The organism is Glaciimonas sp. PAMC28666 (assembly GCF_016917355.1).
Classification (GTDB): Bacteria; Pseudomonadota; Gammaproteobacteria; order Burkholderiales; family Burkholderiaceae_D; genus Glaciimonas.
Genome location: NZ_CP070304.1, coordinates 2022326 through 2036462, shown reverse-complemented (window position 1 = coordinate 2036462; position 14137 = coordinate 2022326). Strand labels below are relative to the sequence as shown.

General features: G+C 51.8%; 12 protein-coding genes. 6 read left to right on the top strand and 6 right to left on the bottom strand.

The window, feature by feature from the left end:
• The first annotated feature begins 59 nt into the window (after positions 1 to 59).
• From JQN73_RS08630 to JQN73_RS08620, 3 genes are all read left to right on the top strand, one after another.
• A complete protein-coding gene (locus JQN73_RS08630; RefSeq protein WP_205323272.1) occupies positions 60 to 1268 on the top strand; it encodes an ABC transporter substrate-binding protein in 1209 nt (402 codons plus the stop codon).
• Positions 1269 to 1592: 324 nt separating this feature from the next.
• The gene (locus JQN73_RS08625) at positions 1593 to 2477 is read left to right on the top strand and encodes a branched-chain amino acid ABC transporter permease (RefSeq protein ID WP_205322657.1); all 885 of its coding nucleotides are present in this window, start codon (positions 1593 to 1595) and stop codon (positions 2475 to 2477) included.
• Positions 2478 to 2585: 108 nt separating this feature from the next.
• Complete coding sequence (locus tag JQN73_RS08620) at positions 2586 to 3554, top strand: branched-chain amino acid ABC transporter permease (RefSeq protein WP_205322656.1); 969 nt, start codon at positions 2586 to 2588, stop codon at positions 3552 to 3554.
• Between the two features lie 126 nt (positions 3555 to 3680).
• Here the strand turns inward: JQN73_RS08620 and JQN73_RS08615 are convergent, their stop codons facing one another.
• The 6 genes from JQN73_RS08615 to JQN73_RS08590 form a co-directional block, all read right to left on the bottom strand.
• Positions 3681 to 4523: a heme ABC transporter ATP-binding protein gene (locus JQN73_RS08615; RefSeq protein WP_205322655.1), complete on the bottom strand. Its 843-nt coding sequence runs from the start codon at positions 4521 to 4523 to the stop codon at positions 3681 to 3683.
• Positions 4524 to 4562: 39 nt separating this feature from the next.
• The gene (locus JQN73_RS08610; RefSeq protein ID WP_205322654.1) at positions 4563 to 5654 is read right to left on the bottom strand and encodes an iron ABC transporter permease; all 1092 of its coding nucleotides are present in this window, start codon (positions 5652 to 5654) and stop codon (positions 4563 to 4565) included.
• Between the two features lie 144 nt (positions 5655 to 5798).
• Complete coding sequence (locus JQN73_RS08605; protein WP_240162481.1) at positions 5799 to 6794, bottom strand: hemin ABC transporter substrate-binding protein; 996 nt, start codon at positions 6792 to 6794, stop codon at positions 5799 to 5801.
• Positions 6791 to 7879, bottom strand: a complete 1089-nt coding sequence (locus JQN73_RS08600) for a hemin-degrading factor (RefSeq protein WP_205322653.1) — start codon at positions 7877 to 7879, stop codon at positions 6791 to 6793. Before JQN73_RS08600 ends, JQN73_RS08605 begins: the two co-directional genes overlap by 4 nt.
• Before the next feature lie 14 nt (positions 7880 to 7893).
• Complete coding sequence (locus tag JQN73_RS08595; RefSeq protein ID WP_205322652.1) at positions 7894 to 10176, bottom strand: TonB-dependent hemoglobin/transferrin/lactoferrin family receptor; 2283 nt, start codon at positions 10174 to 10176, stop codon at positions 7894 to 7896.
• Between the two features lie 403 nt (positions 10177 to 10579).
• Positions 10580 to 10750: a hypothetical protein gene (locus JQN73_RS08590; protein ID WP_205322651.1), complete on the bottom strand. Its 171-nt coding sequence runs from the start codon at positions 10748 to 10750 to the stop codon at positions 10580 to 10582.
• 112 nt (positions 10751 to 10862) lie between these two features.
• Here JQN73_RS08590 and mnmG point away from each other — a divergent pair, with 112 nt between their 5' ends.
• The 3 genes from mnmG to JQN73_RS08575 all read left to right on the top strand — a co-directional run bounded on the left by mnmG (position 10863) and on the right by JQN73_RS08575 (position 14130).
• Positions 10863 to 12800 carry a tRNA uridine-5-carboxymethylaminomethyl(34) synthesis enzyme MnmG gene (mnmG, locus tag JQN73_RS08585; protein WP_205322650.1) on the top strand — a complete coding sequence of 646 codons (1938 nt, stop codon included), beginning with the start codon at positions 10863 to 10865 and terminating at the stop codon, positions 12798 to 12800.
• 89 nt (positions 12801 to 12889) lie between these two features.
• Positions 12890 to 13561, top strand: a complete 672-nt coding sequence (gene rsmG, locus JQN73_RS08580) for a 16S rRNA (guanine(527)-N(7))-methyltransferase RsmG (protein WP_205322649.1) — start codon at positions 12890 to 12892, stop codon at positions 13559 to 13561.
• A complete protein-coding gene (locus tag JQN73_RS08575; RefSeq protein ID WP_205322648.1) occupies positions 13558 to 14130 on the top strand; it encodes a lipocalin family protein in 573 nt (190 codons plus the stop codon). The genes rsmG and JQN73_RS08575 overlap by 4 nt, the downstream gene beginning before the upstream one ends.
• The last annotated feature ends 7 nt before the right edge of the window (positions 14131 to 14137 follow it).

The following is a 14137-nucleotide window of genomic DNA, read 5'->3' as shown; positions in this document are numbered from 1 at the left end:
ACATAAGCAGATCGCTCTACAAGGGTGATTGATAAGTAAAAATGGAGAACACATTGAACATCAAATTGAAAGTAATATCCCTGGCAGTATTCACCACTGTAGCCTGTGGCCTCGCTGGATCGGCAGTCGCACAAATATCCGGGGATACCGTCAAGATCGGTTTTATCACCGATATGTCGAGCGTGTATTCGGACATTGATGGTCCTGGAGGCGCCGAAGCAATCAGAATGGCAATCGCTGATATGGGCGGAGCCATTAACGGGAAAAAAATTGAATTACTGGTGGCCGATCATCAAAATAAAGCGGATATAGCATCCAGCAAAGCACGTGAATGGTTTGATCAGCAAGGGTTGGATATGTTGATTGGCGGCACCAACTCGGGTACCGCATTAGCGATGGCTAAAATCGCGGCTGAAAAGAAGAAGCCGTTTTTTGAAATTGGTGCCGGAAGTACCCGTTTGACGAACGAAGAGTGCACGCCTTATACCGTGCATTACGCCTATGATACCTATGCGCTGGCGAATGGTACAGGTTCAGCGGTGGTTAAGCAGGGGGGTAAAAGCTGGTACTTTTTAACCGCCGATTATGCGTTTGGAAATTCGTTGGAAAAAGACACCACAGCGGTGGTGAAAGCTTCTGGCGGAACCGTGTTGGGTGCAGTAAAGCATCCTCTTAATGCTTCCGATTTTTCTTCGTTTTTGTTGCAGGCACAGGCATCCAAAGCGCAAATTATCGGCTTGGCGAATGCAGGTGGCGATATGATTAATTCGGTTAAAGCCGCCAATGAATTTGGGATCACCAAGACGGCGAAATTGGCAGGTTTGTTAGTGTTTATTAATGACATTCACTCGCTGACATTGAAGCAGACGCAAGGCATGTATTTGACTGATAGTTGGTATTGGGATCAGAACGATGAGTCACGGGCCTGGGCCAAGCGTTATTTCTCAAAAATGAAAAAAGAGCCATCGAGTTTGCAGGCAGCTGATTATTCAGCCGCCATGCAATATCTCACTGCGGTGAAAGCAAGCGGCACCGACGACGGCGAAAAAGTCATGACGCAATTGCGCAAGACCAAATTCAATGACATGTACACGAAAGCTGCTTACCTACGTCCTGATGGACGGGTGGTGCATGACATGACGCTGTATCAGGTTAAAACGCCAGCTGAGTCAAAATATCCATGGGATTACCTCAATAAAATTCAAACAATTCCAGCGGAAAAAGCTTTTATGTCCAAAGCCGATTCTAAATGCGCAATCTGGAAATAAGCGCGATAAAAAGCAATTTGTTGCTGACATTCGTTGCCACTTAGTTGCAACTTAGCTGCGACTTGAATCACAACACAGCCTGTCACTCACGGTGCATCATTCATCTTACGCAAAACGCGTTTTGAAGTATGCGCCGGGGTGCTTTTTTAATGATTCATCACTGTTCCAACTCTGTCCAATTTTTTTGCAATCACATCGGTATGAGGCGCTTGTCAAACAAGCGCTTCGGTCCGGATGAATCGGTAAATTGCCAATGTAGTGGCGCGGATTCATTTGTGAAATCGACAGGATCGAATTGGCGCGTGATTTTATGATGACATTGCCATGGAATTGTTCGGCATCCCTCTGCAAGCCCTGATGAGCCAGTTATTGCTAGGCTTGGTCAATGGTTCGTTTTATGCCATGTTATCGCTAGGCCTTGCGGTAATTTTTGGTTTACTTAATGTAATTAATTTTGCGCATGGTGCGCTGTATATGATGGGCGCGTTTCTGGCGTGGATCGGATTGTCGTATTTCAATCTGAATTATTGGGAAATGCTCTTTCTCGCGCCGTTGATTGTGGGCGTATTTGGCATCATCATCGAAAAAACCATGCTGCGCTGGCTGTACAAACTCGATCATCTTTACGGTTTGTTACTGACCTTTGGTATCACGCTAATGGTAGAGGGTATTTTCCGCTCATTTTATGGCGTTTCCGGGCAACCTTATTCGGTGCCGGATTTGTTGAGCGGGGCAACCGACATCGGTTTTATGGTCTTGCCGAATTATCGTGCGTGGGTTGTGTTTGCATCGCTGGTGGTCTGTTTTGCAACCTGGTTTGTCATCGAGAAAACCAAGCTTGGCGCTTATTTGCGTGCAGGTACTGAAAATCCCAAACTGGTGGAAGCTTTCGGTATCAATGTACCGTTGATGGTGACATTGACGTATGGTTTCGGCGGCGCATTAGCGGCCTTTGCCGGTGTGCTGGCGGCCCCGGTCATTCAGGTCTCTCCACTGATGGGTTCCAATCTGATTATCGTCGTGTTCGCGGTTGTGGTGATCGGGGGAATGGGTTCCATTATGGGCTCTATCGTCACGGGATTGGCGTTAGGAGTAATCGAAGGATTGACACGGGTCTTTTATCCCGAAGCCTCGGCCACCGTCGTTTTCATTGTGATGGCGATCGTGTTAATGATTCGGCCCGCCGGTTTGTTCGGTAAAGAAAAATAGAAAAGTGAGCTATTCAGTGAAATATTCAACTAGAGATCCAGCGAAATGCCAGATGCGCTACATCGAAGAAGTCACCAACGAAGCTAATTGGATGCAAGGGCGGTCAGCATGAATAAAAAGATTTTATACGCGGTAATATTGATCGCAGCGCTGGCTGCACCGTTCGGTATTTATCCCGTATTTCTAATGAAAGTATTGTGCTTTGCATTGTTTGCGTGCGCTTTCAATTTGTTGATCGGTTTTACCGGACTGCTCTCTTTCGGTCATGCGGCGTTCTTTGGCGGTGCCGGTTATGTTGCCGGTTATGCCTTAACCAAATTGGGCTTACCGACAGAGATAGGGCTCATTCTTGGAACGTTAGCAGGTGCGTTGATCGGGCTGGTGATGGGAAGCCTGGCGATCCGGCGACAAGGTATTTATTTCACGATGATTACCCTGGCGCTGGCGCAGATGGCGTATTTCGTCTGCCTGCAAGCGCCGTTCACCGGTGGTGAAGATGGCTTGCAGGGTGTCCCGCGCGGCAAGCTTTTCGGAATGATCAGTCTTGATAGCGACCTGACCTTGTATTACGTTGTCCTGGCGATTGCCGTCTTTGGATTTGCGTTGATTGTGCGGACGATAAATTCGCCATTCGGGCAGGTACTGAAAGCCATCAAGGAAAACGAGCCGCGCGCAATTTCGCTAGGATACGATGTCAACCGCTACAAATTGCTGGCGTTTGTTTTGTCGGCTGGCCTGACTGGTCTTGCGGGTGCGACCAAAACGCTGGTATTGGGCTTCGAGACGCTGACTGACGCGCATTGGACCATGTCTGGCCTTGTGATATTGATGACGCTGGTTGGTGGGCTTGGCACGCTGACAGGACCCATCGTTGGTGCCGTGATTATTATTGTTCTGGAAAATAAGCTGGGTGATATTGGTAGTTGGTTAGCGACCGTGACCCACGTGGAGTGGTTTAATGGTTTGGGTGAATCGGTGACGATCGTTACCGGCTTCATATTTATAGTGTGCGTGTTGGCGTTCCGGCGTGGCATTGTGGGTGAAATCGGCGCATTATTCAAACGACGCGTAACGTAGAATCAGCTAGTTGCAGGTCAATTCCCTAGCTAAAAATTTGAATTAAATAAAAGCCCTTACAAGTATTTTGTACGGGCTTTTTTTAATGATCAAAATCTGGCGTTTTCGTTCTTTCTAAATGGGTATTTATATTTTGTTTGTATTTGCTATGGCGCTATCGCGGGGCGTCGCAAAGGGCGCTTTTCCGAACTGTTTTATTACATCCACTTCAATCCCGAGACAGGCTTTCACTGTCTCAGGTGTCATGGTAATTGCTGGAGTATCTTGTGCCAGCAGGGTGCCGTCGGCTAACCATGCGATTTGATCGGCGTAGCGTGCGGCCAGGTTGGGGTCGTGCATGATCGCGAGAACGCCGATATTCCAATCTGTTGCGAGCCGTCGCAAAGTGATCAGCATTGAATGCTGATGGGCCAGATCCAGCGCCGCAGTTGGCTCATCCAACAACAGATAGCGCGGCGTTGGGTGGATGGAGTGAGAGTGATCCGGCCGTAATTGGGCCAGCACACGGGCAAACTGTACTCTGGCCAGTTCACCGCCAGATAAAGTGGTGACATCGCGTTCAGCCAACGCGGTTGCGTCAGCCAGGTCCATGGCTTCTGATACGATTTTTCGGTTTGCTATAGTGTCCCCGCCGCCATGGGGATAACGGCCGAGCATCACGATTTCTTTGCCTCTAAAAGGAAACGAGAATTGGACACTTTGCGGCAGCACCGCGCGCGCTAAAGCTAAGGTTCGCGGGGCCAGCGTGGCGAGTGCGATATTGTTGATCGTGATGTCGCCTGTGAGTCGCGTGCCAGTGTGCTCTGAGGCGGCCTGAAATTCCCCTGACAGCGCTTTCAGCAAGGTACTTTTCCCCGCACCATTGCGGCCTAATAGCGCGACAAGCTGGCCGGGCTGAATATGCAAGGTGAGGTCACGCAAGATGGTTTGTTTCCCCCTGCATAGCGTTAATTGATTGGCGAGTAGCATGGTGCTGGCTGTCCTTATTTATAGATTAGAGAGCGGCGGTTACAATCCTAGCTGGCCGCGCCGTCGCCACAGTAGCGCCAGAAAGAACGGGCCGCCCAATAGTGCGGTCAAAATTCCCAGCGGCATTTCTGCAGGAGCGACGATAGTGCGCGCTACGCAATCGGCCACTAGCGTGAGGATGGCACCGAACAGAATGGCACCGGGGAGAACGATCCGTTGATCCGGCCCGCAGGCAAGGCGTATGCAGTGCGGCGCGACGAGTCCAATGAACCCGATGGTGCCAGTGCAGGCCACCAGCGCACCGACGCAGAGCGCACTGGCGACTAATACCGTGCGTTTTATGACGAGAACCGATACGCCTAAATGTTGGGCTTCTGCTTCGCCTAACAGCATGACGTTAAGTGCTGCGGCGTGACGTCCTAAGACAGCCATACACAGGAAAACAACCGGCGCGGCGATGGTTAAGAGAGACCATTGCGCTCCTGCCAGACTCCCCAGATTCCAGAAGGTGAGCGTACGCAGTTGGTTATCACTGGCGATATAAGTAAGCAGACCGATTCCGGCCCCGGTCACCGCATTGATTGCGATGCCAGCCAACAGCAGCAACGGCAGGGCCAGGCGGCCGCGACTGGCGGCAATTTTGTAGACCATCGTGGCCACCAGTAATGCGCCCGCAAAAGCGGCCAGCATGGGTGCGTACATACCGCTAAATTGCAACGCTGCCGGCCAGAATGCGGAGCCTAATACGATGACCAGCGCTGCACCAAGTGCCGCACCGCTTGATACGCCGATCAAGCCAGGGTCGGCAAGCGGATTACGAAATAACGCCTGCATTGAACTGCCCGCCGCACCGAAGCCACAACCAACTAAAATCGCAAGGAAGACACGCGGCAGGCGAATATTCACAAGCACTGCGCGTGCTTGCATTTCATTGAGATTCAGATCAGCTTCAGACCAGAGCAACCTTGGAATCTGTAAAAGATCGATGCGATAAGCACCCAACGCTGCGCACAGAAGGGTGGTAACACATAGCAGCAGCACCAAGCCGATCAGGACCAGTCGGTGCCGCGATTGAGACGATACAAGCGGTTGTATAGCGCCGCTATCGACATAAGAAAGGGATGAGGACATAGGACTTTGAGAAAGTAAAGGTTGATGCGATAAAACAGATTTCTTCGTCCTTGTGAATGTCTGCATGCGAATGTTTGCTTGATTAAGCCAGGGTCGAACCACACGCGTGCTTGTTGAATTTGGTGGGCGTTTAATTAGCGCGCATCAGACCAGCTGTGCCGAGAGCTTGATTAACGCTTCCGGCATGCGCGGTCCGAACCCAAGCAAAAACAACGAATCCATGTTCCCGACCACACGCCGGTTCCTGGCTGCCGGGGTCAGCGCCAGACCTGGTGTCTCGATCAGCCTGGAAGTGCCGCCAATAGCCTCTAAACCCTCGCTGGTGATGATTAATATATCGGGTGAGGCCATGGCAGCACTTTCGGCCGTAAGCGGCTTGTAGCCTCTGTATCCGCCAGCGCTGTCTTCGCCCCCGAGTGCATTGGTCGCACCCGCGTAGCGAATCATGGCGTCGGCGGCCGTATCGCGTCCGGCTACCATCGCCTGGGTGCCGCTATGACTAAGGACGAACATCACGCGCGGCGGTGTCTTGCCGGCTTGCCGATGCCGTTTGACCGTTTCCAGGGCCACCTGCCATTCGCTGTTAAAGCGCTGCAATAAGCTAACGCCCCGAGCTGATAAATTGAGCGCAAGAGCGGTTCCCCGAATGCGATCGCGGACGACCTGAATATCGTGATGATCCCCCAGTTTGATGACTTTTACGCCAGCGGCAGCAATTTGCGCCAGGGCCACGGGCGGTCCGGCCTCGGCTGAGGTTAACAGCAGATCCGGATGCAGCGACAGGACGCCTTCGGCAGAGAGTGCTCTTTGATAGCCAATCTTTGCCAGTAATTGCGCGGCAGGTGGATAGGTACTGGTAGTATCGGCACCAACTAGCATAGCTTGCGCATTCAGTGCATAAACGATCTCCGTAATTGCTCCGCCGGCGACAGCAACGCGGAGGGGACTGGCGGCTGCGGCTGGGCGGCTTTTCTGTGCATCGGCGTTGTGCGAAGGAACGGCAAGAAGGGGAATCAGCGCGGCACTGGCACGCATTAATCCGCCCAGGCCGACCAAGCCGTTGATGCCGTTGATGCCGCTGATGCCGCTGATGCCGCCCAGGATGACGCGGCGGCGGCCTATGCTGCAAGCACTATTCATACCGCACCCGACATTGCAGGCAGTTGCATTGCCGCTTCACGCCACGCCGGTAATTCAGCTTGTCCTGGCTTACGGACACCGAACAGCATAGCGATAGTCTGGCCGTTGCCATCAAATAATTCCAGCGAAGTGACCGCACCGTCGCTGGTTGGTTTGGTAACAACCCAGCTACTAGCGATGCGCTCCTCAAGCAGATGCAGATTAAAGGCTGGATCGAGAACATTGATCCATGCGCCCATTACTTTAACGTTTGCAATTGGGCCGGAATGGATTTGAATCATGCCGTTATTGCCGACGAAAATCATGATAGGCAACGTGCTTGCTGCGGCGATGTTCAATAGGTTTTTCAATGCGTCATTGTTGACCTGCCGCACATATTGCGGCGCGGCCAAACGTAACGCTTGTGTGCGGCTAACGCCGAAATTATGCAGAAGTCCAAAAAATTGGTGCGTGTCCGTGAGGCCGCTCCATGCTTGCTGAAATCCGTCTACATCAATGGCAGCGTCGCTTGTTTCTGCGACCGGCGGGAGCGCTGGCGTAACAATGATACCCGGTTGCTGGTCAGGATCGCGCCAGCGGGTAATAAGTTGATCGAAGGCTTCATGGTCACTGTGCTCGCGCATAAATATTTTATGGACCGCGCTTCCGTGCTGATCAAAAAACTGTAAGCTTTTTTGCGTGCCACGCGGCGTTTCTTCGCTCACTGCACACCCGAAAAACCATTGCCTATAAAAAATGCGCAAATCGATTTCGTCGCCCAACGCAAGGCCGACATGTCCGTTGTGCGACATGTTTTTATAGACGCCTTCTTTTTCATGCACCGCGCTGTCATTTCTGGTGAGTGCCATGACGGAGCCTAGTTGCGGAATTTCTTCAAACAGCTTTACGAAATCTGGGATGAGGCGAATCGCTTCGAATCCGACACACGCTGCCAGTGCTTCTCCTTCGGATACGCCGACCGCTGTTGCGGCATCCCGATTACGTAATTTTTGTTGTGCTTTGGCCTTTAGAAAACGCGTCCGTAAGAGCAGTTGTTGCGTTTGCTGTGATGGGATTAATGCGCTTGATCTGATCGATGCGGGCATAGTGATTCTCCAGTTTAGTATTGCAATTTAAGACCGATATTGAAGGTGCGTCCGGGCGCGGTATAGGCGTCTTTCACAGTGGAGTTCTGAGCTAATCCACGCACGTCCGACCAGTTCCAATATTTGTTGTCGAATAAATTGCTCACTCCGGCATATAGCGTGGCGAATTTCGTGAAGTTGAACCCCGCCCGCAAATCCGCGATGGTGGCCGAAGGCGGCGCGAAATAAGTTGCTGTAGAAATATCACTACGACGCTTGCCTGCCTGATAACTAATGTCAGCCTGAGCAAACCAACGTTCGCTCGGTTCGTAACGTAACCCAAGTACCGCCATGAAGGGGTTGACCGTGTCGAGCGGCTTGCTTTGACCATCGGACTCGGTTGAACCTTTGGTGTAGGCCATCCCGGTTTTTATCCCGATGCCGTTGGAAAATTGCCAGTCGAGGCGCGCTTCCAAACCGCTGATCCGGGCTTGGCCGTAATTAATATATTGGTAAATATAAGGATTTACATAAGGACGGCCGCTCCCACTAATGATTTCCTGAGAGATAAAGTTCTTGTAGCGACCGGTAAATGCCGCGGTGCTGTAGCGCAGCACGCTGTTTCCATCGGTATTTATTTTGCCGCGTAGACCCACCTCGATGGTGTTGCTGGTCTCAGGTTTTAAATCTGGATTGCCAATTGTGGCGTACCCGAACATCGGATTGCCGAAACTGTTATTGACCTGATCCGGGGTTGGAGTGCGGAAGCCGCGCGCATATTGAATATAGGGAACAAGCGCGGGGTTGATCGCGAGCATTAGAGCCAACCTTGGTGAGACCGCCTGGCCGCTGGAGGAAGTAGCCTGTCCGGTGTATGCGGGATTATTCTTTTGTGGCGATAGCCGGTACGAATCGAAGCGTACTCCAGGCACCAACGTCAATTTACCTTGAGGTGTCAGCGCGATTTCATCTTGCAGGAAAGCGCCGAACAATGTGTAGTCCGTATCCGGGAAAGCTTTATTGGGGAAAGGAGACTCACCAACGCCCGGAACGGTGCCGTTACGCACACCGCTGATACGCGCTGTGCTGGTGTCGAAACCGTATATGAGTTTGTGCTGCAACGAACCCGTGCCGAAAGTGCTTTCCGCTTGCGCAGAGCCGCCGAGCGTGTTCTCTTCGTAAATGTTGTCTCGCGTTCGGTCTGCAGCAGGTCGTCGTTGTTCATACGAGTTTTGATGGTTATTAGCGTCCTGATAATAAAGTTTCACGTGGGCGTTTTGAAATAACCAGCTGCCATTCGCTTTGGTGTCGCTGAAATCGTAATCAAGGCTGTACCGATTGCGCTCCACACTGTCGTTAGCCCTCAGCGCCAGCGTCGAGGGCGTGATGGCTGACAAGACATCCGACGTGGTTTTGCCTTCGTGATGGAGGAGAGTGAGTGTCAATTTGTCGCGCGGGGTTGCAGCGAAAACCACCTTACCAAGTAACGAATTGCTGTCGCTGTTCTGCGGATTGGCGGCATCCCGATTTGGGCCGACGATATTGCGTTGGCCCTGATTTTTTACTTCATGGCCTTGACGCGTGTTAGCTATCAGCATGGCCTGAAAGCGCTCATCGCCTAAGGCTGCGACTGCGGTGGTGGAAATACTGCCATCCATCGAATCGTACGAAGGCTTGATCGAAAAATAGGTCGGTTTGCGGAAGATATCGAGAAAATCGCCGGGATCCTTGGTGATGAAATTCACGGCACCGGTCAGGCCGTCACTGCCATACATGGATGAGGCTGGACCGCGCAATATTTCCACCCGTTTATATAGATCCATATCGCCATAATCACCACGTCCCGCTTCCAGTGGCCCAAACGAAAATGCGCTGGGGAGTCGAATACCATCTTCCATCAGTAAGATGCGGTTGCCTTCCAGCCCGCGAATGTTGACGCCCTCGTTACCGCCGCGTCCGCCCGCTGCCGCAGCGGTGGCGGGGCGATAGGGCCCGCGTCTGACGGTGACGCCGGGTTCGTAGCGCAGCAAATCCTTGATGTCTTTGACCTGTTGCTCCTCAATCGTAGCGGCTTTAATCACGGAGATACTACTTGGCGTACGGGAGACCGGCGTTTCAGAGCGCGTGGCTGTAACCGATATTTCTTCTAAGGCACGATCAGAGGCGGAGTTTGAGGCCGTTAGAGTGGAGGCAATGATAGGGCTGGTTTGTAATGACTGCGCTGAAGCTGGCAATGAAGAGATGGCTACGATGAAGGCGAGAAAACGTGTAGCGGCAGCAAGCTCCGATAACGGAAGCTGGGATGCGGAGGAAAACATACGTACTCCAAGGTCAATAAAAAATTATTGGCTGGCGACGGTATGTTGCGGCTGGCTTAAACAAGGTGGGAGATTGAAACTTGCCGCACGCGTAGCAGCAAGAACATCGAAAAAGTATTATAGATGAGAATCATTCTTATTGGCAAGGATTGAATGACGAATCCTTGCAAATTGGGCCGTCGCTAGTCGGGTAATGACAAAGGACGATTTCTCTAACATTCGGCGATACAAACATTTGGCAAAACATTAGAAGGATCGAAAGTTCATCCTTCTGCATCGGTTGGGCATCGAGTGCGATTTATGACGGGTTTTAGGCCCTGGTGTAGGTAGCCCCCGATTTTTCTATTTTTCCGTTTTTCTGTCTCCGCATTATTCATGGCGTCGAGGTTATTTAAGGCAGCGATTACGAAGCGGTTTTAAAGTACGGCATTGTTTCACGTGGAACAACGGGACTTTCTCTTGTAACTAAGTTTGTTCTTTCAATTGTTTCACGTGGAACCGTCGGCAAAAAATGGCTTGGAATTAAGTTTGTTACTTCTTTTAAACCGAAGTGTGGAATAAGCTCTAGTGCCATGTGAACGCCAGGCCATTACTTCACCTTTACCACAGCCAGCGCAACAAGTCGGCATTCGGCACGAAATGGATTTATAATCACGCCTCTGTTCACCCTCTCATCGAGGCGCTCCATGCTCTTTCCTACAAATTTTGATGTAATCGTTGTCGGTGGCGGCCATGCCGGTACCGAAGCCGCCTTGGCCTCTGCACGCATGGGCCAAAAAACTCTACTGCTAACGCATAACATCGAGACTTTAGGTCAGATGTCATGTAATCCTTCCATTGGAGGAATTGGGAAAGGGCATCTGGTAAAAGAGGTGGATGCAATGGGTGGCGCGATGGCGATCGCTACCGATGAAGCAGGGATTCAGTTTAGGATTTTAAATTCCTCTAAAGGTCCGGCGGTACGCGCTACTCGGGCGCAAGCAGACCGAATCTTATACAAGCAGGCGATCCGCTCACGGCTCGAAAATCAGCCGAATCTTTGGTTGTTTCAGCAGGCTGTCGATGATCTTATCGTGGAGGGCGATCGCGTCATTGGTGCGGTGACCCAAGTCGGCATACGCTTTCTGAGCCGGGCTGTGGTCCTCACAACAGGAACATTTCTTGATGGAAAAATTCACGTCGGTTTAAATAACTATGCGGCGGGGAGGGCGGGGGATCCTCCTGCTATTTCCCTATCCGCACGCTTGAAAGAGTTAAAGCTCCCGCAAGGTCGACTGAAAACCGGTACGCCGCCAAGGATTGACGGCCGCACCATTGATTTTTCGGTGATGCAACCGCAGCCCGGTGATCTGGACCCGGTTCCGGTATTTTCGGTGATGGGGAACGCAGCAATGCACCCGGCGCAGATGCCTTGCTGGATTACCCATACGAACTTGCAGACCCACGACATTATCCGTGCGGGGCTTGATCGCAGCCCGATGTATACCGGCGTGATTGAAGGTGTCGGTCCGCGTTATTGCCCATCGATTGAAGATAAAATTCACCGGTTCGCTGGCAAAGACTCGCATCAGATATTTCTTGAACCCGAAGGCTTGACGACTAACGAGTATTATCCAAACGGAATTTCTACAAGTTTGCCGTTTGATGTACAGCTAGCTCTGGTGCAATCAATGAAGGGGTTGGAAAACGCCCACATTTTGCGCCCAGGTTATGCCATCGAGTATGACTATTTTGACCCACGGGGCCTGAAGGCTTCGTTGGAGACAAAACTGATCAACGGCCTGTACTTCGCCGGTCAAATCAACGGCACTACCGGTTACGAAGAAGCCGCAGCACAAGGCATGCTGGCGGGCCTGAATGCGGCCTTGCAGACACAAGAACGCGATGCATGGACTCCACGCCGGGATGAGGCGTATCTGGGCGTGCTCGTCGATGATCTGATTACGCAGGGCGTTCTGGAACCGTATCGCATGTTCACCAGTCGTGCCGAGTATCGCCTGAGTCTGCGCGAAGATAACGCCGATTTACGCTTGACCGAAATCGGCCGTCTGCTTGGCTGCGTTGGCGATGCGCAGTGGGAACAGTTCGAGAAAAAACGTGAGGCGGTCGCCCTCGAAATGGAGCGCCTGCGTTCCACGTGGGTGAATCCGAGGATCTTATCCGATGCGGAGGCTGAGCGAGTTATCGGCGTAGCAATTCAACGTGAGTACGCGTTGTCCGATTTGCTACGACGTCCAAATGTCACTTATGATGCTCTGATGACATTAAAGGGCATTGATGGGCAGGATCTTAGCGGCCCGGGGGTTGTCGATGGTACGGTCAAAGAACAGCTAGAAATTCAGCTCAAATATGCAGGATACATCGATCGCCAGGCGCGTGAAGTCGAGCGGCACGAACATAGCGAGAACTTGAAGTTTCCCGCCGATTTCGACTACATGCAAGTGCAGTCGTTGTCGATGGAAGTGCGGCAAAAGCTGCATCAGCATCGTCCGGAAACGTTTGGTCAGGCGTCGCGAATTGCCGGTGTCACTCCTGCCGCGCTGTCCTTATTACTGGTCCACGTAAAAAAGGGCAGCATGAAAAAAGTCGACAAACTTATTGATAGCAGCGATCAGGCGGCTTAACTTGCGATGCGTCTGCTAATTCAGACGCGTCCTTGCTGCACCATGCCACCACCGTCACACCTTTGCCGAGATACTGAAAGAATGCCACGATGAGTCAAGTAGACACCAACCCCGACGGCTTGCTTGCCACCACTTTACGAGAGGGAGCGGGCACCTTGGGTATCGTGCTCAATGACCTCCAGCAAGCGCAATTGTTGACCTACCTGACGATGCTTTCAAAGTGGAATAAAACCTATAACCTGACGTCGATAAGAGACCCCGAGCAAATGATGACGCATCATTTGCTAGATTCATTGGCAGTGGTCCCCGCATTTTCTGGTGCCGAAAACGTGCTGGACGTCGGCGCAGGTGGCGGACTTCCGGGAATGATATTAGCTATTTGGGCTTTAACATCCCAGCCGACTATGCGCGTGTCGATGATCGATACCGTACACAAAAAAACCGCCTTTTTGACCCAGGTGAAAGCCGAAATGGGGCTGAAAAATGTTCGTGTGTACACGGCCAGGGTAGAGGAGCTTGAAGTACCGCATAAATTCGACGTCATCACATCGCGTGCTTTTGCCGACCTAGCGGATTTCATTAACTGGTCGGCCCATTTATTAGCGGATGATGGCCAGTTTATTGCCTTGAAAGGTCTACAACCTGACGCTGAACTGGAACGGCTACCAGCCGGTTGGGAAGTCTCTGAGATACGTCCGATCGCCGTTCCCGGACTTGATGCTGAACGCCATCTGATTTTTATAAAAAGAGCCGGGCAATGAGAAGGATTGTTATTTTTTTAACATCTCTTGTGTTGTTGGCAATGCTATCCCCTTCGATAACGCTAGCGCAGGACGTAATTGCGGTGCCCTCAATTGACGTCAATCGTTATGCGGGAAAATGGTATGAGATCGCCCGCTTTCCGAATCGCTTTCAAAAATCCTGTGCGGGTAATGTGACTGCTGAATATCGTGCGCGGCCGGATGGCAAAATCGACGTGACCAATCGCTGTAAAAAAAACGACGGCTCGATGGATGAGGTAGTCGGCATCGCGCGCGTGGCTGCTGGCAGCGGACCAACAGGCGAATTAGGTAGCGCTACCAATTCGAGGTTAAAAGTGCGCTTCGCACCGGCCTGGCTGTCCTGGCTGCCGTTTGTATGGGGCGATTATTGGGTGATTGATCTGGCGCCTGACTATTCTTATGCTGTGGTGGGTACGCCGGCGCGCGATTATTTATGGGTCCTCTCACGGTCACCGGTCTTGCCCGAACCAAGCTATCAATCTGCGCTGGCAAGGATTGCAGCACAAGGATTCGATGTGAACAAACTGGTCAAAACCAGACAAGATTGAGCCTGCT

Bases quoted from the DNA above. Each gene is read 5' to 3' on its own strand.
- JQN73_RS08625 (WP_205322657.1), top strand. From the start codon at position 1,593: ATGGAATTGTTCGGCATCCCTCTGCAAGCCCTGATGAGCCAGTTATTG.
- JQN73_RS08620 (WP_205322656.1), top strand. From the start codon at position 2,586: ATGAATAAAAAGATTTTATACGCGGTAATATTGATCGCAGCGCTGGCT.
- JQN73_RS08615 (WP_205322655.1), bottom strand. From the start codon at position 4,523: ATGCTACTCGCCAATCAATTAACGCTATGCAGGGGGAAACAAACCATC.
- JQN73_RS08610 (WP_205322654.1), bottom strand. From the start codon at position 5,654: ATGTCCTCATCCCTTTCTTATGTCGATAGCGGCGCTATACAACCGCTT.
- JQN73_RS08605 (WP_240162481.1), bottom strand. From the start codon at position 6,794: ATGAATAGTGCTTGCAGCATAGGCCGCCGCCGCGTCATCCTGGGCGGC.
- JQN73_RS08600 (WP_205322653.1), bottom strand. From the start codon at position 7,879: ATGCCCGCATCGATCAGATCAAGCGCATTAATCCCATCACAGCAAACG.
- JQN73_RS08595 (WP_205322652.1), bottom strand. From the start codon at position 10,176: ATGTTTTCCTCCGCATCCCAGCTTCCGTTATCGGAGCTTGCTGCCGCT.
- JQN73_RS08590 (WP_205322651.1), bottom strand. From the start codon at position 10,750: ATGGCACTAGAGCTTATTCCACACTTCGGTTTAAAAGAAGTAACAAAC.
- mnmG (WP_205322650.1), top strand. From the start codon at position 10,863: ATGCTCTTTCCTACAAATTTTGATGTAATCGTTGTCGGTGGCGGCCAT.
- rsmG (WP_205322649.1), top strand. From the start codon at position 12,890: ATGAGTCAAGTAGACACCAACCCCGACGGCTTGCTTGCCACCACTTTA.
- JQN73_RS08575 (WP_205322648.1), top strand. From the start codon at position 13,558: ATGAGAAGGATTGTTATTTTTTTAACATCTCTTGTGTTGTTGGCAATG.